General features: G+C 41.3%; 15 protein-coding genes and 1 pseudogene. 10 read left to right on the forward strand and 6 right to left on the reverse strand.

Annotated features, from left to right (window positions below):
• Positions 1 to 8: 8 nt before the first annotated feature.
• Both IPM34_06435 and IPM34_06440 read right to left on the reverse strand, forming a co-directional pair.
• Positions 9 to 2,504, reverse strand: a complete 2,496-nt coding sequence (locus tag IPM34_06435; GenBank protein ID MBK8955179.1) for a glycoside hydrolase family 2 protein — start codon at positions 2,502 to 2,504, stop codon at positions 9 to 11.
• A gap of 58 nt (positions 2,505 to 2,562) precedes the next feature.
• On the reverse strand, positions 2,563 to 3,003 hold the full coding sequence (locus IPM34_06440; protein MBK8955180.1) for a hypothetical protein: 441 nt from the start codon (positions 3,001 to 3,003) through the stop codon (positions 2,563 to 2,565).
• Positions 3,004 to 3,120: 117 nt separating this feature from the next.
• Between IPM34_06440 and IPM34_06445 the strand changes: the two genes are divergently transcribed.
• From IPM34_06445 to IPM34_06455, 3 genes are all read left to right on the forward strand, one after another.
• Complete coding sequence (locus IPM34_06445; GenBank protein MBK8955181.1) at positions 3,121 to 3,522, forward strand: hypothetical protein; 402 nt, start codon at positions 3,121 to 3,123, stop codon at positions 3,520 to 3,522.
• Complete coding sequence (locus IPM34_06450; GenBank protein ID MBK8955182.1) at positions 3,519 to 6,668, forward strand: M4 family metallopeptidase; 3,150 nt, start codon at positions 3,519 to 3,521, stop codon at positions 6,666 to 6,668. Before IPM34_06445 ends, IPM34_06450 begins: the two co-directional genes overlap by 4 nt.
• A 116-nt stretch (positions 6,669 to 6,784) precedes the next feature.
• Positions 6,785 to 7,735 (forward strand): glycosyltransferase family 9 protein, encoded by a 951-nt coding sequence (locus IPM34_06455; protein ID MBK8955183.1) that lies wholly within the window; start codon positions 6,785 to 6,787, stop codon positions 7,733 to 7,735.
• A 402-nt stretch (positions 7,736 to 8,137) separates the two neighbouring features.
• Here the strand turns inward: IPM34_06455 and IPM34_06460 are convergent, their stop codons facing one another.
• Positions 8,138 to 9,925 carry a T9SS type A sorting domain-containing protein gene (locus IPM34_06460; protein MBK8955184.1) on the reverse strand — a complete coding sequence of 596 codons (1,788 nt, stop codon included), beginning with the start codon at positions 9,923 to 9,925 and terminating at the stop codon, positions 8,138 to 8,140.
• Positions 9,926 to 10,765: 840 nt separating this feature from the next.
• On the opposite strand from IPM34_06460, the gene IPM34_06465 reads away from it, so the two are divergent.
• From IPM34_06465 to IPM34_06495, 7 genes and pseudogenes are all read left to right on the forward strand, one after another.
• Positions 10,766 to 11,839 (forward strand): IS110 family transposase, encoded by a 1,074-nt coding sequence (locus tag IPM34_06465; protein ID MBK8955185.1) that lies wholly within the window; start codon positions 10,766 to 10,768, stop codon positions 11,837 to 11,839.
• Between the two features lie 394 nt (positions 11,840 to 12,233).
• The gene (locus tag IPM34_06470; protein ID MBK8955186.1) at positions 12,234 to 12,869 is read left to right on the forward strand and encodes a hypothetical protein; all 636 of its coding nucleotides are present in this window, start codon (positions 12,234 to 12,236) and stop codon (positions 12,867 to 12,869) included.
• Entirely contained in the window at positions 12,854 to 13,318 is a 465-nt protein-coding gene (locus IPM34_06475; protein ID MBK8955187.1) for a M48 family metallopeptidase, read from the forward strand. The genes IPM34_06470 and IPM34_06475 overlap by 16 nt, the downstream gene beginning before the upstream one ends.
• A 112-nt stretch (positions 13,319 to 13,430) precedes the next feature.
• Positions 13,431 to 14,207, forward strand: a complete 777-nt coding sequence (locus IPM34_06480) for a hypothetical protein (GenBank protein ID MBK8955188.1) — start codon at positions 13,431 to 13,433, stop codon at positions 14,205 to 14,207.
• Complete coding sequence (locus IPM34_06485; protein MBK8955189.1) at positions 14,155 to 14,412, forward strand: hypothetical protein; 258 nt, start codon at positions 14,155 to 14,157, stop codon at positions 14,410 to 14,412. Before IPM34_06480 ends, IPM34_06485 begins: the two co-directional genes overlap by 53 nt.
• Positions 14,412 to 15,830: an O-antigen ligase family protein gene (locus IPM34_06490; GenBank protein ID MBK8955190.1), complete on the forward strand. Its 1,419-nt coding sequence runs from the start codon at positions 14,412 to 14,414 to the stop codon at positions 15,828 to 15,830. Before IPM34_06485 ends, IPM34_06490 begins: the two co-directional genes overlap by 1 nt.
• 264 nt (positions 15,831 to 16,094) lie before the next feature.
• Positions 16,095 to 17,095, forward strand: a pseudogene (locus IPM34_06495) (hypothetical protein).
• Positions 17,096 to 17,327: 232 nt separating this feature from the next.
• Here the strand turns inward: IPM34_06495 and IPM34_06500 are convergent.
• From IPM34_06500 to IPM34_06510, 3 genes are all read right to left on the reverse strand, one after another.
• Positions 17,328 to 17,834 carry an ester cyclase gene (locus tag IPM34_06500; protein ID MBK8955191.1) on the reverse strand — a complete coding sequence of 169 codons (507 nt, stop codon included), beginning with the start codon at positions 17,832 to 17,834 and terminating at the stop codon, positions 17,328 to 17,330.
• Positions 17,835 to 17,923: 89 nt separating this feature from the next.
• A complete protein-coding gene (locus IPM34_06505; GenBank protein ID MBK8955192.1) occupies positions 17,924 to 18,205 on the reverse strand; it encodes an ester cyclase in 282 nt (93 codons plus the stop codon).
• Positions 18,163 to 19,248 (reverse strand): ester cyclase, encoded by a 1,086-nt coding sequence (locus tag IPM34_06510; GenBank protein ID MBK8955193.1) that lies wholly within the window; start codon positions 19,246 to 19,248, stop codon positions 18,163 to 18,165. Before IPM34_06510 ends, IPM34_06505 begins: the two co-directional genes overlap by 43 nt.
• Between the last annotated feature and the right edge of the window lie 118 nt (positions 19,249 to 19,366).

The raw sequence follows: 19,366 nt of genomic DNA on the forward strand, positions 1-19,366 counted from the left end.
TCAATATGCTATCGGATTTCAAATAAATGCATGAATTCAACTTGCTTTTCCTGAAGCATCTTTTCCGATTTCCTCACCACCTGAACCGGTATTCCTGGATGCAGATCTATAAAATTCGGAAAGTAAGAAAAGTCAATGGATTCTTTCAGGTACAATCCTCCAACAAAGTTATCTGATAAAATTTGAAACGTTTCATCCAATCCCTGTTCACTTACTTTTTCAATGCGGATGTTGGGAGCCAACCACAGCAGGTTTTTAGGTTTTTCAAAAAAGAAAGAAGAGTAAACGGTATCTTCTTCGACGATCCACTTGAGCAATAAATAATGGGTTTGTCGGAGATCCAGTTCATCCAAATTCAGAGTAATTTGATGAAGATGACGCGATGTGTTTGCGGGAATGGTGTCTTCCAAAGATTGATAGTATAACGGATTTCCTGAAAAATCCTGAACCGTCAGTTCGAGTTGAAAACATTGAAATTTTCTGGTATCGTTGATGCCCCGGATTTCAATGCCTTCACCGACTTCGCGGGCGGTGAATAAAACGGGGGCAAAGGCCGATTTAACGGCATGTTGCAAGGCTTTCCATTTTCCGAAATAATCCACACCCGACCATGAAATGCCCGGCCAGCAATCATTGAACTGCCAATACAGGCTCCCCATGCAGTATGGCATGGATCGCCGGTGAGCATGAATGATCTTCGAAATTCCGCGAGCCTGGCACAATTGATTTAAATAAATCAGCGATTCAAAATCTTTTGGTTCGGGATAATCTCGAGCAAGGTAATTTTTAATGAGTTTGTTTCCACGCGGATGTTTTTGATGATTGGTCAATGCAGCAGATTCCGGATCGAGATCGCTTTCATTTGCGAATTGCCGTATGGTAGATAAACCCGGCAAAGACTGAAAACCAAATTCGCTCATGAACCGCGGCACCCGGTTCTCCAGATCCTCAAAAGGCATTTCGTCGTGCCACAAGCCCCAATCGTGTGCATCTCCATGGGTCATGAATCGTTTGTCACCTCTTCCAAAAAGGGGAGAAGATTCCCAGTAAGAAATTTCAGGAGCCCATGATTGGACAATTTCTGGCAATAATTTTCGAAATAAGTTTTCGTAATCGGTCCACCAGGCATTTTTCGTTTTTTCATCCAGACCATCTTGCCAACCCCATCTGTGCCAGCCTTCGTTGTTTTCGTTGTTTCCGCAGAACAGCACGAGACAGGGATGTTTAGAAATCCTTTGAACCTGTTGCGCAACTTCTGTTCTTACATTTTCCAGGTATGCAGAATCTCCCGGATACATCGCGCAGGCAAACATGAAGTCCTGCCAGATCATGATGCCCAGACTGTCGCAGATTTCGTAAAACTCTTCGGATTCGTACCGGCCGCCACCCCAGATCCGCAACATATTAAAATGCGATTCGACTGCGACTCGAAGCAGCGATTTTATTTTTTTTGCCGGATCAAAAAGAATATCCGGTGGAATATAATTGGAGCCTTTGCAAAATATTTTTTCGCCATTGATTTCAAAATAAAACACATGACCACGTTCATCGGATTCTGAGATCAGCTTTGCCGTCCGGATTCCCGTTTTCCATTTTTTTTCATCCTTCAAAGCTCCACTTTGATCCTGCAGGGTAAGCCGGCATTCATACAAATAGGGATCTCCGGAGCCTCTGGGCCACCACAGATCCGGCTGATCAAATTCAACCAAGTGGTTGACCTGCCGGGAGCCCGGCGATACCAAAGAAGTAAATGAAAACTCCCTGTCTCCAATCTTGCAGTTCAGGATTATTTCACGGGCCGCTGAATCATTATTTTGAATTATAGTCTGCAGTCGAAGCGTTGCAAGCTCGTTATAAATATGAAGGGTATGTAAGGATGTCTGCTCAATTCGCAGATCATTCCATGCCCGAAGGACAGGCGCACGGTGTATTCCCGAAGAGACAAATTCAGGTCCGAAATCCCAGCCAAAATGAAATTGTGGTTTCCTAACAAACACACGCGATTCGCCGGGTAAGGGATGTTTTTGTTGTTTGAAAAGCGAATCGGCCATGTTTTTTGCAGACCTGAATGAAAACATCAGTTCATTGCTTCCGGGTTTCAGTACATGTTTTACCGGAAAGCGATAGGTCACAAAAGCATTTGTGGTATTTCCAAGCCAAACTCCATTGAGGTACACAGCGCAATACGTATCTATACCATCGCATGTCAGTTCGATGCAATTATGGCTCAAAAAACCGGAGTCCGCCGAAAATTCTTTTTTGAACTCCCAATTGCCCGCAGCTAATATGGCGAGCTTCTTTTCGTGATCGCCAAAATAAGGATCCAGGATGGCCTGATTGTGAAAAAGAGCAGAGAATTGATTTGCTGGAAGTTCGCAAGGCAACCAATCTGAAGAATCGGCATTCCGGATCCACCAGTGATCGGATGTCAATTGCATCGTTTGTGAAAAAGCAATATGCATGAAAAGCAAAAGCGCTTTAGTTTGAAAAATTCTAATGGACATGGGATCAAATAAAAAAGGCTTCCACAGGGAAGCCTTTTAAGGAAGTATTATTTAAGTCTTATTCAGATTTAGCAGGTGCTACATTTTCTGAATTGGTAGTTGATGCTGTTCCTTTTGCTTTGCTGGCGCAGCAGGCTTTGCCTGATTTACCTTTAGCGCAACAAGCTTTTGCACATGATTTTTTTGCAGTGCTGGCATCCATGCTTGCATCAGCAGCTGGAATCGCAACAAACTGAGCAGTTGCCTCATCAAATCTTACTTCAGTAGAGGTAGATGTGCCATCTTCAGCTGTTGTTTTTTTCATAAAACAAACAGACCCTGATTTTTCACAAACTTTAGTTTCGATACTGGCATCCAGAGATGCAGCTTTTAAAGCCGCTTCACTAGGTTTAACACATTGTTTAGCCTCAGCAGATTTTGCTGCGTGTGAACACTGTGCAACAGCAGACTGAGCGCTGAGAAATAATCCGAAAGCAACGAACAAGACAAGTTTTTTCATAAGTTTAATTTAATTAATTTAGTAAAACAAAGATAGAACGAGTTTATCCATTATTTTGTTCCTGAATTGCATATTTAACTTGGATTTAAGTAAATGAATATGAATAAATTTGTTATTATGTTGATTATCAGTATTTTATTGATAAGCCTTTGGACTGTAGGCTGTTCGGGGACCAAAACTCCCGCACAGGAAGGATTTACGGTAGTAGGCGATGGAGGAGGTTTTACGGGTGTTGAAACCCTTTATAAAATATGGGACAAAGGCCGGATTGAGAAGGATGGGCAGGTGGTTGCGCGATTGAGCAATAATGAAATGCAACAGATAGCAGATAACAGGAAAACGCTGCAACTGGATCAGCTCGAATGGATGAAACCCGGCAATATTTATCACCTCCTGGAGTTTTCTAATCATGGAATTACAAAAAAAATGGTGTGGGATCCCTATGATCCGGATCATCCAAAGTCGCTCGAATTGTATTACAATCATTTGATTCACTTAATTAAGAAAAACATAAAATGAGAAAATTCTTATCCATCCTTTTCGTACTTCAATGCATGTTGGTTTTCGGGCAAACTGCAGAGTTTAAAAAACCAATCCGGTTTCAGGACCAAAATGCCGGGACTGTATCCGGAAAGATTCTGAATAAACCCGGAACGGCCCTTCCATATGCAGATCCCATAATCTTTAATTCCGGAATGTCGGGATTGAAGTCGATGCCTTCATCTGCAATTCCAATGTTAAAAAAGGATTTTCTGGTTTTGGAAAAAGATGAAGAAGGAATGCCCAGCAGATTGAGTTTTCATATCATCTCACCCAGAAATGCAGATCCCGGACCGGCATTTTGGGCGGAGCAGTTGGGCAAGGTTTTCGATCCTCAAAAAAATTTGGGCATCGACTGGCTGAGCCAATCCGATCAATACGATGAATTAAATATAAGGCATCTGAAGTTCCAGCAATTTTTTGATGGTCTAGCTGTTTTGGGCTGTGAATATCTCTTGCATTTATATCCGGATGGAAAAACCCTGGCTCATGGCAAATTCAGTCAACCGGATCAAATCCGCTCCATTCGGATATCCCTGGAACAGGCAACTGAAATAGCGAAGAATGCCTTGCTCCAAAAGGGAATTGCATTTGCCGAACAGACAGGACCGGTACCCAAATTTATTAAAACCGGATTGGCCGCACATCAAACCGGATATGTGCAGCATCCTGAAAATAAAGAATGGCGGCTGGTCTATGAGCTGGAATATTATCCTGCATCCACACATAAATATTTGCTTTGGATTGACGCTGAAAACGGAGAAGTGATGAAGTTGCGAAAAGACCAGTGCCAATTGCATTACAATACTAACAACTGTTCGTTTGCTGAAGAAATTTGTTCGCACGGAGACTTGCATTCTTTGCCCGATCCCCAGGATGCGGAAACGACCACCGCTCGTGATTTATTCGACATCAACAGAACGCTGCGCGTTTGGCGCGATGGAAGCTTCCAGTACTTTATCGATGGTTCCCGTCCCATGTTTAAACCAGGATCATTCAAACTGGACGATCCGGTGGGCGCCATCTGGACACTTGATGGACTCAACAGCAATGAAAATAATATCCGCGTTGGGCCCATCCGCAGCAATTCAAACATCTGGGCAAAAAATGCGGTTTCAGCACATTACAATGCAGGACTGGCCTATGAGTATTATTTAAATACCCATGCCCGCAATTCCATCAATGGAAAAGGAGGAACGATCATTTCCATCATCAACATAACAGAAGCAGGAGGTGGCGGACTCGATAATGCATTCTGGAATGGGGAAGCCATGTTCTATGGAAACGGCGGCACCGCGTTCAACAGTTTAGCCAAAAGTCTGGACGTAGCTGGTCATGAAATGTCGCATGGCGTGATCCAAAGTACGGCCAACCTGGCCTATGAAAATGAATCCGGAGCAATCAATGAATCTTTTGCAGATATTTTCGGATGCATGATTGATCGCGACGATTGGAAGCTCGGAGAAGATGTGGTCAAACTCAGCGCATTTCCGTCGGGTGCTCTTCGCGATATGAGCAATCCGCACAATGGAGCTCAATCCAATGATTTCGGTAGATGGCAACCCAAACACGTTTCCGAGCAATATAAAGGAACCCTGGATAATGGGGGAGTTCATATCAACAGTGGAATTCCTAACCATGCCTTTTACTTGTTTGTAAAGGAACTCGCCAAGAGCAGTTCGGAAGAACAGGGAAAAGTCATTGCAGAAAAAATATTTTACAGAGCTCTGTCCAATTACCTCACGAGGTCTTCTAATTTTAAGGATCTGCGCAACGCGGTCGAACAAGCGTGTATCGATCTTCACGGGAATAATTCAAATGTTCACAATGCAGCCAGATTTGCATTCGACCAGGTCGGAATCGGTTCAAGTGGAAATCCCGGTGGTGGCGGACAACAATACCAGAATGACCTGCCGGTCAATCCCGGAACTTTATTTGCAGTTTGTACCGACGATAATAATCTGGGGGTTTACCTCATCAATATTCAGACCAGTCAGATTTTTCAGTTGAGCAGCCGCGCCATCAGCAGCAAACCCAGCGTGACCGATAACGGTTCCGAAATATATTATGTAGGTGCAGATTCGAGATTGTATGGTTTGTTTTTAAACCAAACTACAAAAATCTACGAAGAAGTGATTCTGGATACCGACCCGATTTACAGGAATGCGGTCATCTCCAAAGACGGAAGATTGCTGGCCGTCCTGTATGACCAGGAAGAAAATAAAATTCATGTATTTGATTGGTCCAGGCAGGTTTGGAAAACATTTACACTCACCAATCCAACTACATCCACCGGGGGTAATGCAACTTCGAATGTGCGCTATGCAGACTTTATGGACTTCGAACATTCGGGCGAATACCTGATGTATGATGCATTGAGCAAATTGGATCAAAATACCGGAGGAAGCTACGAATACTGGGATATCGGATTTTTGAGAGTCTGGAATCGCAGTACCAACAATTTTGGCGATGGACACATCGAGAAATTATTTTCAGACCTTCCTGAAAATACCAGCATAGGGAACCCTTCTTTTTCAAAAAATTCGCCCTACATCATTGCCTTCGATTATCTGGAGGAAGATCTTTTTGGCAATACTTTTTACATCCTTGGGGCCAATGTCGAAACGGGTACGGTTGGTGAAATTGCAGCAAACAGGGATGATACCGGTTATCCGAACTATTCCGTCGACGATAAATTTATCATGTACAACGGAGAAGATAATGGCGGAAATATTTCAATAAAATTCAAGCAACTGGCAGCCAATAAAATTCAATCGGGCGGTAACGAACAGTTGTTTATATCCGAAGCAAGATGGGGCTCCTTTTTTGCAAACGGCAACAGAGTGCTGATTAAGAATGAAGATCTCGAGTCGATCCATGATCTGGAAGTATATCCTGTTCCATTTGATAAAACCTTGAATATTTCTTTAAACAGCAATCAAAATCAGGAATTGAATATTCAATTGATCAATAGTTTGGGAGTAGAAATTTTAAAAGAAAAACGAACCCTTGAATCCGGAAAAAATCAACTTCAGTTGAATGTGCCGGAATTGAATAACGGAGTTTATTTCTTAAAGCTCATGACGCGGGAAGGAATGGTGAGTGTGGCGGTAATGAAGGGGTAGGGGATGGAGGCGTGGAGGCAGGTAGGCTTATAGGCGTGGAGGCAAGTAGGCTTATAGGCGTGGAGGCTGGTAGGCTTGGAGGATCCTTATATTTTCCTTCTTAACTTGCGACCGGAATGCACATCAATAAAGGAAGCAAAATCCTCATCCTGCGCTTTAGTTCGATTGGCGATATTGTACTGACTACGCCGGTTATTCGTTGTCTAAAACAGCAGACGGGAGCGGAAATACATTATTTGACTAAATCGAAATTTTCGGAACTGCTGGTAGATGATCCGCACATCGATCAATTGTGGACGTTCGAAAACAATTGGAAGGAAATAAAACCAGCACTTCAAAACGAACAATACGATCTCATCGTCGATCTCCATAAGAACATGCGTTCGTATGGCTTGAGTTGGGCCCTGGGTTGTAAAACCATTCGCTTTGACAAACTGAATTTTCGCAAATGGCTTACTGTCTTTAGTAAACGCATTGTTCTACCCCAAAAACATCTCGTGGACCGGTATTTTGATGCTTTAAAACCTTATGGCATCTATAACGACGGCAAGGGATTGGACCTTCACTTTAAAAAACAGGATTTGACAGTGTTTAAATTGCCTGCAACTTATGCCGTCGGCGTTTTGGGTGCAACGTATTATACCAAGCAAATTCCACGGGTAAAATGGGAAGAGATCATAGGGACCAGCAAGTTTCCGGTTGTGCTTTTAGGAGGCACTAACGAACGTTCGTTAGGTGATGACCTGACTGCTGTTTATCCGGGAAAGCTTATCAATTTATGCGGACAAACCACACTTCAGCAATCGGCAGCCGTAATTCAGTCCTGCGAATATTTAATCACCCCGGATACGGGAATGATGCACATCGGAGCAGCGTTTAAAAAATCAATGCACGTGTTCTGGGGAAATACGATTCCTGAATTTGGCATGTATCCCTATTACGGCGATGAAAAAGTGAATTGGGTTAGTCACGAGGTGAAAGATCTGTCCTGCAGGCCTTGTTCGAAATTGGGCTACCAACAGTGTCCCAAAGGGCATTTTAAGTGTATGATGGAACAGACCGTTTAGGGAAGTTGGCAGTCTTCAGTTGGCAGTCTTCAGTTGGCAGTCTTCAGTTGGCAGTCTTCAGTTGGCAGTCTTCAGTTCGCAGTCTGCAGTCAGCATACTTAAGATGTTCGATGCTAGAGGGTAGTTTATGTTTGTTTGATAGTAACTAAAAAATATTTGCGATTTACCAGCCCAATAATTTTCTAAAATTTAATCTGAAATAATTATTTATTCCTTGTCCGCTCAGGGGCAAAATATTGGTAAAATATGAAAAAGGAAATCACTGCGTGCTTTAGGTACACTATAAGTTCATAGGACTCAGAATATTCATTCAATGAGGGAGCTTTGAACTCTTTAATCTTGAAGCATCAAGTTCCTTACTATTTGCTATACTCTCTTTGCTCCATATTGTATTGCCCGTCTTCAATTTTTCTTAAGCATTTTTTCTGTATAGATCAACTCGCCCCTTTCAAAGACCCTGGCGAAAAACACGCCTTGCGGCCAGGTTTCGGTTCGGACCCAGTGGCTGCCTTGCCTCGCTTTATTTCTGTAAACGATTTTGCCATTCAGGTCGATAATGTCGATGTACATATCTTGTGGATTGTAGTCCAGGATATTGATCACCATAAATTCGCTGAAGGGATTGGGCCAGCTTTGAATTACTACGTATGGGACATGCTCATCTTTATTGCTCACAACTCCAATGCGAACCTTACGACAAAGTGTATCCGCGCCATTCCTGTTTTTAACGATGAGACAAACTTCGAAAACGCCAGGTGCTGAAAAGCGATGAATGGGATTAACTTCCCTGCTTTTGTTGTCTGGACTGGCAGGATCACTAAAATCCCAGTACCATTCTTCCACTTCATAGGCACTCAGATCGGTAAAATAAAAGTTTAAGAAATCAGTACTATCCTGCTTGTAGCGCCAGTGACACCAGGGAATGTTGTCGATGCCCAGAGTATCGCAGATACTGCCATCAATGGGCCCTAAGCGATAGTTGGGGAAGTTGGGGAGGCACATTTTAATCGTTGGCGAGTATATATCATGCTGTTTGAAATTGCAATTCTCATGGTCTCCATTGGGATTATGAATGGTGTGCATGGATCTGGACTGTAAACCTGTTTCTTGAAAATATATCTTGCCATCGGGAGCAAATTGCATGGGCCCAAATTCTGTAGAGTTCATAAAGTTTCCCCCAATGTCTTCTCTGAAACCATCGTAAATGCCTGCTATTTGCCTATCTCCCAAACTGTCTCCAACAATTGGAAATTGGTACAATGTATCCAAAGTAGCATAATATAAATACTTGCTGTCCGGTGAAAAACTGCAGCCTGCATCCCAGGTTATTTTTTGATATGGTACAAACTTTTTTTGAAATGATTCAATTTCACCATTACATCTGTCAAATTTCATAAAATATAAATTGTATCTATTTAATAAACCATCACCAGATGCAGTTGCTAAATAATTTCCGCAATGAGAGAAGAATGTTTGACCTGATTCTCCACGTGATTTTATGATATTAAAATTATAATATTTATGAAGTTTAAAATCTTGGCCACTTATGTAATAAACATAATATCCAACTTTTGTGCCTTCAGTTGTTATCAACCACCAATCACGTCCATTTGCATGTTTTGTTGCTATTAGTGATGCATTATCTAATGTATCGTTGAGCAATAATTTCCGCCTTTCAACGACTATTCCATTACCTGAATTTAAATTCATATTTATCACTGAATATTCAAGTTTAGATATGGCAAGACCATAATTTTCGTAATAATGTGGTATTTTATTGATAACATAATATTCTTTTTTACTACTGGTTTTTGGTAGTATCAGTATATTCTGGTTTGCTGCTGTTACTGGTTCAGGATATACACTTCCATCTGCCAAATCATCTCCATTTTGCATCAAACTATCATTTGGACCTTCTACATAACCACCATTGCAAGCAAATAAATAATTTCCATGTTCATCACAAATATTGGCTCCACTGGTTATAAAATCAATTAGCTTATATTTTTCTTCATAAAAAACAGGATTGCCATCTGGCGTATCAAAATCCATGATAGCGCAACCCCAACCAGTGTCGTAAGGATTATCAGCAAAACTTTGACCTAATAACCATTTGAAATCGTATTTTTGAGATGATACGTTTCCTTGTGATACTAAGAATATAAGGGTAAATAACAAAATGATTTTCATGTTTGATTTTATTACCGAATCTATGTGTGATACCAAAGATAGATTAAATAATAGCGGATGTCAATTAATTTTTGTTAAAATTTATATGAGAGCCTAAAATTCAGGGTTTACCCTGAGAGCTTGTCTAGACTCTAAAAGCCTGGTAAACTGTTAAAATATCGTTGAGTTTAAAGTCAGCCTTGCCGCTAGAAATTTGATTGATTACAGATGCTAACATCTGTAAGTAATGATAAAATTTATACCTTGAACTTTTCTGTATCAGTTGCTACCTTTACTACCCATTTTCCGGGCAAAGCCCAAAAATAAATTAAAAATAATTGTGATTTTTAGAACTAACATTCGTTAGACACCTTTTTTTCTTAAAAGCCTAAAAGCCTAAAAGCCTAAAAGCCTAAAAGCCTAAAAGGCCTAAAAGCCTAAAAGCCTAAAAGCCTAAAAGCCTAAAAGCCTAAAAGCCTAAAAGCCTAAAAGCCTAAAAGCATAAAAGCCTAAAAGCATAAAAGCCTAAAAGCATAAAAGCCTAAAAGCCTAAAAGCCAAAAAGCCTAATATTTCGATTCTTTAAGCTCATATCACGAGAGCATGCAATCCTCTATTTGTACAAACCCACTAAGCACTATGTGGTTAATACATTGCTTCCGACATACAGGTTAGCTCAATTAATTTTAGAAACATCCTGTTGTGACCCATTTGCCATCCATTATGCTCCATAATCCATGCACTACACTCCAAAATCCCGCCTTACGCCTTCAGCCTTAGGCCTTCAGAATCCATGTAATAAAATATGATAAAGCATTAGAAATTAAGGATTAAATTTAATAAAACTTAAAATGCAAATCATATGGAACAAGCGCACAAAATGGTTGATTATAGCAACCAGACAATTTCGGTGGGTATTGATGTACACTTGACAAGTTGGTACATTACCGTTTACTTTGATAGGCTGTATATTAAGAGTTTTCGACAGGATCCGTGTCCGGACAAATTATACAGCTATTTGGCAAGGAATTTTCCGGGTGGTAAATACAGATGTGCTTATGAATCAGGTTTTTGTGGATATTGGATATTGAGGAGATTAGAGGAATTGGGAGTTGAATGTATAGTTGTAAATCCCGCAGATGTTCCACAGACGAACAAAGGCCAGAGTAATAAAACTGACAAAGTAGACTCTAAAAGGCTAGCAATAGCTTTGGAAAGCGGAATGTTAAAGGGAATATACATTCCAGATATAGAGCAACAAGCAGATAGGCAGCTGTTGCGAATGAGTGAGAAAGTGGGTTGTGAAATCAGGGATAATAAGAGACGAATTAAGGGACTGTTACATCATATTGGGGTAAAAATTCCAACAGAATTTAGTAAAGGGAATTGGAGTGTTAAGTACGTAAGATGGTTAGAAGGCTTGGAACTGCAACATAAGTCCTTTGAATTAACAGTGAAGCGATCAATACAGACCATAGCCGGCTTACATGAACAGCAGAGATTGATATTTAAGGATATAACAGAGATGACGAAGAAAGAAAGATATGTAAAATTAGTCCCATTATTAAAAAGCGTCCCTGGGGTTGGGCGACTTACGGCAGTAACTCTTGCTGTAGAAATAGGAGATATGAATCGGTTTGCAAACTTTGATAGCCTAAACAGTTATATAGGATTGTGTCCAAATGAATTCAGCAGTGGGGAAAAGGAAAAGAAGGGGAAGATGTCATATAGAAAACACAATAGGATCAGATCATTATTGATAGAAAACGCATGGACCTCAGTAAGAATTGATCCGGCATTGAGTTTGTGTTACAGACAATTATGCAGAAGAGTGACAAATAAAAGAGCAATTATAATTATTGCCAGGAAAATACTGAGCAGGATAAGAAAAGTATGGATGGACGGAAAGCCATATGAGACAGGAATAGAAAAATAGATAAAAGAAATTGATAAAAACTATGAATAATTATAACTTTACTATCCAAACAAGAATATCGTAAAAAATCAAATGGTAAGACCGCCGGCCGAAGGCTGTGGCATAGTCCACTTAATTTTAGATTGCGGCTTACCATTCTTTTCTAACTAATAAAGATTCTTGCAGCGATAAAAGGATCGACTGCTAATAGGAGAATGATAGATAAAGAAAAAATTATTCAGAAGAGAAAAAAACGCGACAGACATTTAATTCAAAAGTTGCGAGATTTGTGGGATCTCTACACTTTTGAATTAAATGCCAAAGATCTTGGCTTTAGGGGCATATTTTATACATAGGAGCCTTCCTCTTATAGATTCCCCAAACTCATTAATTTTGCAAGACAAACAAACCCACGATGCAAAGCTTAAAAGCAAATTACTACAAGGGCATCAAACCCATGGGAAAACCCGTGGCGGTTTACCTGGAAGATCAGGGATTCAGGATCATTCAGACTATGGATGAAGAAATGGAAGATGCATTTTGGGATTTACCTGGAATCCATCCCGATGAATCGCATGACGACGAGCGTCTGATACTAAGTTATGGTAACACCAAACCACTTGAATATCTTGAATTTAATCAGGAAGGAGCTTTGGAATTATTGCAGCAACGCTATCCCGGAAAATTATGGGAAAAACCGAGACCTGAAGCCGCAAAAAATGCAATAAGTATACTGGTCATTGGCTTTGCGGTTATCGCTGCTTTGGTTCTGGCTGTGTATTTTCTATTGGCTCCTGCCATGGCCGATAAAATAGCCAGAAACGTTCCAATGGAGTGGGAACTCAATCTCGGAAAACAGGTTGCAGAAGGCCTGGTCCCTGAAGGCAAGGTCGACACCATGAAGTCGCAAATGTTGGATTCATTTTTTGCAGCCATGAAAGTGTCAACGGATTACCCCATCAAACTCTATTTTGTGAATGATACGGTCATCAACGCTTTTGCCATGCCTGGGGAAGTATCGTGGTTTATCGGGGTTTGTTCGATAAAATGACCAATTACGAAGCCCTTGCAGGCCTGCTGGGTCATGAGTTTGCACATGTCGAGAAAAGACACAGTCTTCGGAGCATGTTTCGCAACCTGTCCAGTTATATGGTTCTCAGTATTTTATTTGGAGACCTGACCGGAATCAGTGGGGTCTTGCTCGAAAATGCAAACTCGATCCAGAACCTGAGTTATTCGAGAGAATTTGAAAGGGAAGCCGATGCGAGAGCTGTAGAGTTATTAACAGAAAGAAACATAGGCCTTACAGGGATGGAAGGATTATTCCAGATTTTTCTGGATGAAGGAAACCAGGGAGTCCAGGTACCGGAATTCATGCGAACACATCCAGTTACCGAAGACCGGATTGTGTTTGTCCGCGAAAAAATGTCGGAAACCGGTCTGGAACCCGTTCATTATGAAGTGCTTAAAGGACTCTTCGAGCGCTTGAAAAGCCAGTAATGGAGGGTAATTGCGATCTTCTTTATCTTCGCGCGATTACAATCCGGTATCCAGCCAATAATATTAATAATTTCATCGTTGGAAACGGATACCTTACCCTAGCATAAACAGTATGGAGATCTTGAGTTTTGGCGATTTATTAAAAATCATTCTCAAAAATCTGAGAACCTTGGTAACGATTGCAATTTGCACAGCCATAGGGGCTGCTGTGATTGCAATGATCCTACCTGTATATTATACTTCAACCACAGTGATTTTTCCGGTGAAACTCAGTCAGGCACCAGTCAATGAAACTTCCTTCAGAAGAGGCAATATCAGCGATTTTGGCGAAACGGGCGAAGCAGAGCAAGCTCTTGAAATTTTAAATTCTACCAGTTTGATGGATCGGGTCATCGAAAAATTCGATCTCTTCACACACTACGAAATACCGCGGAATGGCCCTGCAGCGCTTACCTTCACGCGAAGAACTTTTTCGGGAAATGTAGGTATCAAACGCACTAAATTCAACTCGATCGAAATTACGGTACAGGATAAAAAGCCTGAAATGGCGGCCAATATTGCAAATGCAATCGCTCAATACCTGGACACTTTAAAATACGAAATGGTGAAGCTTCGGGCCAATGAACTCATCGGAAATTTAGAGCTACAGCATGCCAAACAGCAATTGATCATCGACAGCCTCAAAACGCAAATGGACAGCATGACGAAAAAAAGGGATCATGAGCCAGTTTCAGCGCGGATACCTGCTGGATGCATTCGGACAATCATCAGGACAAGAACGCAAAGAGTTACGAGCCATCGTCGATGCCAATATCAGTATGGGAGAAGACTTCGATATGTTGGAAAAGATATACGAACGCGAACTCGAAAATCTCATGCTCATCAATAAATATCTGGTGCAATCCAAAGCAGATGCAGAGATCCAGTTCTCGCAAAAATTTGTGGTCGATGCGGCAGAACCAGCCGAGAGAAAATCCTACCCGGTGCGATGGCTGGTCGTATTGGTCAGCGTCTTTTCTTCCATGCTCATTTCGGTCAGTATGTTGCTGGCCAAGCAGAAATGGCCGGAATTTGCCAAGGGAATCCTGTCCTGATGCAATTTGATCAACTTAAAAAGCCGGAAATTTATCTGCCTGTTGGTATCAGTTTGCTGATATGCGGCGTTGCTTTCGGCGGACAGTGGTTGTACTTATTGGCACTCCCGGTTGCAATTCTTTTAGGTGTTGTTGTTTTTTTTAAACCCGATATTTTATTTTTTAGTTTAGGTTTTCTGACACCCTTATCTATCAATCCGCACGATGCAGAATTGGGAAAACTGAGCCTTGCATTGCCAAGCGAGCCCATCGCCGCTTTGCTGGTTTTGTTTTTTATTTATATTTTTTTGACTACAGACCGAATTGACAGAAAGTTGTTGATGCACCCCTTGAGTGTGCTCATCTATATATATTTTTTCTGGTTGCTTGTTACGACTGCGACGAGCGTCGATAAAGTCGTATCCATCAAATTTGTGATTGCCAAAATGTGGTTCATTATTCCCGGATATTTTTTAGCAGCCAGTTATTTCAGAGAGCCGCAAAATTTATTCAGGTATTTGTTTTTATTTGTTGCCGGAATGTTTGTAATCAGTTGTTACAACATCATCCATCTGGCACAATTTAATTTCGAAGATAAACCTTCGCAATCGACCATGCAGCCCTTTTTTAAGGACCATACTATTTTAGGGGCCGTTTCAGCGATGGTGTTGCCCTTGTGTTTTGGTTTATTTCGATTATCGAAAAACGATGTGGTCAAGCGAATTTTCTTTTTTTCTGCAATCCTGATTCTGACCACCGGAACGATTGTTACTTTTTCCAGAGCGGCCTGGGCGAGTATCGTCCCGGCTTTATTGCTGTTGTTGGTTTTTGTTTTACACATCCGTTTTAAATGGGTATTTGCAGCAATGCTTTTGATCATGGGCTATTTGTTTATGAACGTCGAAGGCATATTGCTGGAAATGGAACGAAATAAAGTTGCCGGTGGCGACGACATCGAAGAAAATATTGAATCCATATCCAACATCAGCTCTGATCCTTCCAACCTGGAACGGATCAATCGGTGGGCCTGTGCTCTCGAAATGTGGAAGGACAAACCTGTATTCGGATTTGGTCCCGGCACGTATATGTTCGAGTATGCACCCTACCAGTTGGGAAGAAATTATACTTCGATCAGCACCAATTTTGGGGACATCGGAAATGCTCACAGCGAGTATCTGGGTCCTCTCGCAGAATCCGGACTCATCGGTATGTTGATTTTCATGAGTCTGTTTGTTATGTGCATGTATTATTCCATGCGTGCATTTTATGCGACGAAGGATCGATCACATCGCGTGATGATCTGCACTTTAGCTTGCGGATTGGTAACCTATTTCACGCACGGCTTTCTCAACAATTTTCTGGATACAGATAAGGCCTGTTTTATTTTCTGGCCCATGATCGCGGCGATTGTGATGTATGATTTGAGGAGAGAGGCATGAATATTGGCAAAAAGCTTAAAGCAAAAAGCTCAAAGCAATAACTTACTTTTTTTTTTATTTGATTTCCGGGGTTAACTCTAGGCATTAAACTCTTGAAAGCTTCTTGGCTATTGCTTTTCGCTTACAGCTTTGTGCTTTAAGCTCCATGGATTTTATCGATAAATCGGTCTTAATCAAAGCCAAAACCCAGCTGCTGATCTAATTTCATCGATAACGATCCAACAATTTTCAAAATATGGTATTTTTACAGTCAAACTAATAAATATGCAACTCACCAGATTTTCGAGATTCCTTATTGTGTTGGCAATACTGGCCGTTATTTACGTATTGTATACAAAGTATGCTCCTGGTCTGCAGGAAAAATTCGGAGTGCAGCCGGGTACAGAACAAACCAGTCTTCCTGAAAATACACCTCCGGTTTCGACAGAAGAAAATAAGGAGTCTGCAGTGGAAGCTCAAACTTCAGATTTTCCCTATGTGGCCCCTGAGCCTGTTAATGGAAAATTAAAAGGAGTGGTCGAATTGGGTGCTGCCGGATTTAATTCCTTTGTAGTGTTGATCGATGCTCAGAAAAACTGGAAACTGCAGAAAGCTGAATTTGGATCCAGTCTGGTACACGAGAACATGGCGACCGACGATGACGTCAGGAACGGTCTGAAAAATTACATCCGGGGCATGCTGGATTATGGCGTACCGGGCAAAGACATCCATTTTGTGGTGAGTTCCGGCGCAAAGAATGAACCCAGCGTCATGAAGATATCCAAAGGATTGAAATCACTGGGATATTTTGTAAACGAAGTGACCGCACAGCAGGAAGGTACATTTGGCTTGAACTGTGTCATTCCACCACCATTCAATGATAACTCTTTTATGGTTGATATTGGAAGTGGAAATACCAAGATCAGCTGGAGGTCTTCGAGGGGGATTCAGGCCTATGAAAGTTTAGGATCCAAGTACTTTCAAAAATCCATTTCAGACGAACAGGCTTACAGCGATGTAAAAAGGTCATTTCTCAGGTTCCTGCGGCCAACCGGGAATACTGTTTTATCATCGGGGGGATTCCATTTGAACTCGCCAAACAAGTTCGCAACGGAAAAGAGCGCTATACGGTTCTCAAAGCACCGGCCGATTACAAAGCCGAAGGCGAAAAGCAAAGAGCCGGGATCAATATTTATAAAGCCATTGCCGACGAAACGGGATGTAAGACCTTTGTGTTTGATTGGGATGCGAATTTCACCATTGGGTTTTTACTCGGTCTAAAATAATACATTGCGAAATCAGATCTCCTTCGTTAGTCTTTCGTCGGAAGGTAAATTGTTGTTGAATTCATGAATTGAAAATCTCAACTCATTCGGCGGTGATTACAAAAGGCAAAAAAAATATATGGCTTCCGTTGAATGATTTGCTGAACTCAATTCCAGTATTACCTTGAAGAAGCTTTGGAAGATCCTTTAGAATTTCAATTTAAATCGTTGCCACTGCGATATATAAATTGATCTACTTCATCAATCCCAATTGCGCCATCAGAGATCCGGAATCCTGATAATTGTGTATGCTTACAATTTTGCCATTTTCTATGCGATGCATTTCACCTACAAATAATTTCACGGATTTTCCGGTGGGTGCAATGGTATCTCCCGGCACAACGAGGGGTCCTGTATGGGTTCCTGTTGCTTCAAATTCCAGGGCAACATTTCCCTTGCCATCTTCAAAAACATGGGTGTGATTGATGTTCAGATCCGGGAATGCCGTTTTAAAACCCATCATAAAACTTAGAAATTCCTGTTTTCCGTTAAAAGTTTGCCCGGACACATAATTGATGACCTGAATGGTTTCCGATGCCAGGTTCAGCACGCTGTCGAATTTGTTTTCACTAAAAAATGAATGTGCTTTTTTGCTGATGGAAATATGGTCATCGGTTGCAGATGTTGTCGGTTCCTTGTGTGTACAGGAAAATGCAGAGACTAAAATTGCGAAAAGTAAATAGCAGATTATTTTATTCATGATATTAAAATTTAATTTCTTGGATTAATTATTTTTATTTTTAAAAAACCGTAGCAGGACTGTGTCACTCCTACGGTTTTACGAAGCTGTTATTTTTTATTTTTTGAGACGCTCATCAGATTTTCACCTTTTAATTGGTTGATCATCGTTGCACCATCCAGTTCCACCCAGGCTTCACTCACTTTTCCGTCTTCATTAAATTTATATACGCCCAAAGCAGATACGTTTATTTTGTTACCGGTAGCTGGTTTGCCCATGAATACTCCTTTGTTGGTACCGGTTAGCCAGCCTTGCACAGAGACGGAGCCATGACCGGAGGCAACGACTTTCAAACTGCGTTTAACATCGGGGAATCCGGATTTAAAACCCAAGACCCGTTTTTCAACTCATCGTTTGTATTGGCGATTCCATTGAAGTAATGCTTGGCATCTGGCGCAAAATATGAAATCAATTTTTCGGTATCTCCTGCATCTGCCGCAGCCATGATGCCGAGCACAGATGCTTCTGCAGCAGCATTTCGAGGATCGAGTTTATGCATGATTCCAATGCTGTAAAGCAATCCATTTGGATTGACAGATTTGTGAGAGATGCAAAGTCCCTGCTCATTCAATACAACCACATCCATGTCTTCCACGACAGCATGTTTACCGGTTGGAGGAATGCCCATAAAACTTCCTGTATTGGTGCCGGACAATTTTATGGTCAGGTAATAGGTATTCGGTGCAGCCGGAACGATGGAAGTGATATCGAATTTGATATCCGGAAATGCATTTAAAAATGGCTTGTAGGCCTCAATGGCATTCCACACTCCTTTTATGGGATCCGGGCTGAATCCGATTTCCGAAAAATCTTCGGAACATACGCTGGCAAAACTCTTGTAATCGCGGTTTTCAAGAGATGCATAAGCTTTGCGAATATTTGCTTCATTTCTGGCATGTGGATTGATGCCTGCCATCAACTGGCTTTCGAATAGCTTCATGTCAAATTTTGTATCGAGAGTTTTGATTTTTGATTTTCCATCGAGTTCAAAAATAGTAGTGAACGGAACTGCAACAGCGTTTCCCGTTGGCGGATTCCCCATATTGATCCCGGTATTTTTCGCTTTAAAAATTCCACTCACCACCACTTTATTATCATCCGCAAACCAATCCAGGATTTCGTGTTTCATTCCAGGATAAGCCGTGACGAAGTTTTCTCCGACGCCACGCCAACCTTTCTTATCAAAGGCTACAGGTGCAAAAGCAGCAGTTGCTTTAAAATCATCGGTAAGTAAAGCGACTACCGCATCCAGATTTCCGGCATCGAGCCAATTGAAATAATTGGTAACAATCAGCCCGGCTTTTTTTTCCTGACCGGCCAGGAAGGAAGCTGTAAAGAGCATAAAAAAGGAAGAGAGCATAAATAACTTTTTCATCTGTAAAGAATTTTTTAGTTTTTAATTTTAATAAAATGGATTGACGATTTTCAAGAGAGTTAACCAATCGGCAATTCGTACAACATGTACGGGAAGAATTGAATTTTGGATTTCAGGT

The organism is Saprospiraceae bacterium, from assembly GCA_016716185.1.
In the GTDB taxonomy this organism is placed as follows: Bacteria; Bacteroidota; Bacteroidia; order Chitinophagales; family Saprospiraceae; genus Vicinibacter.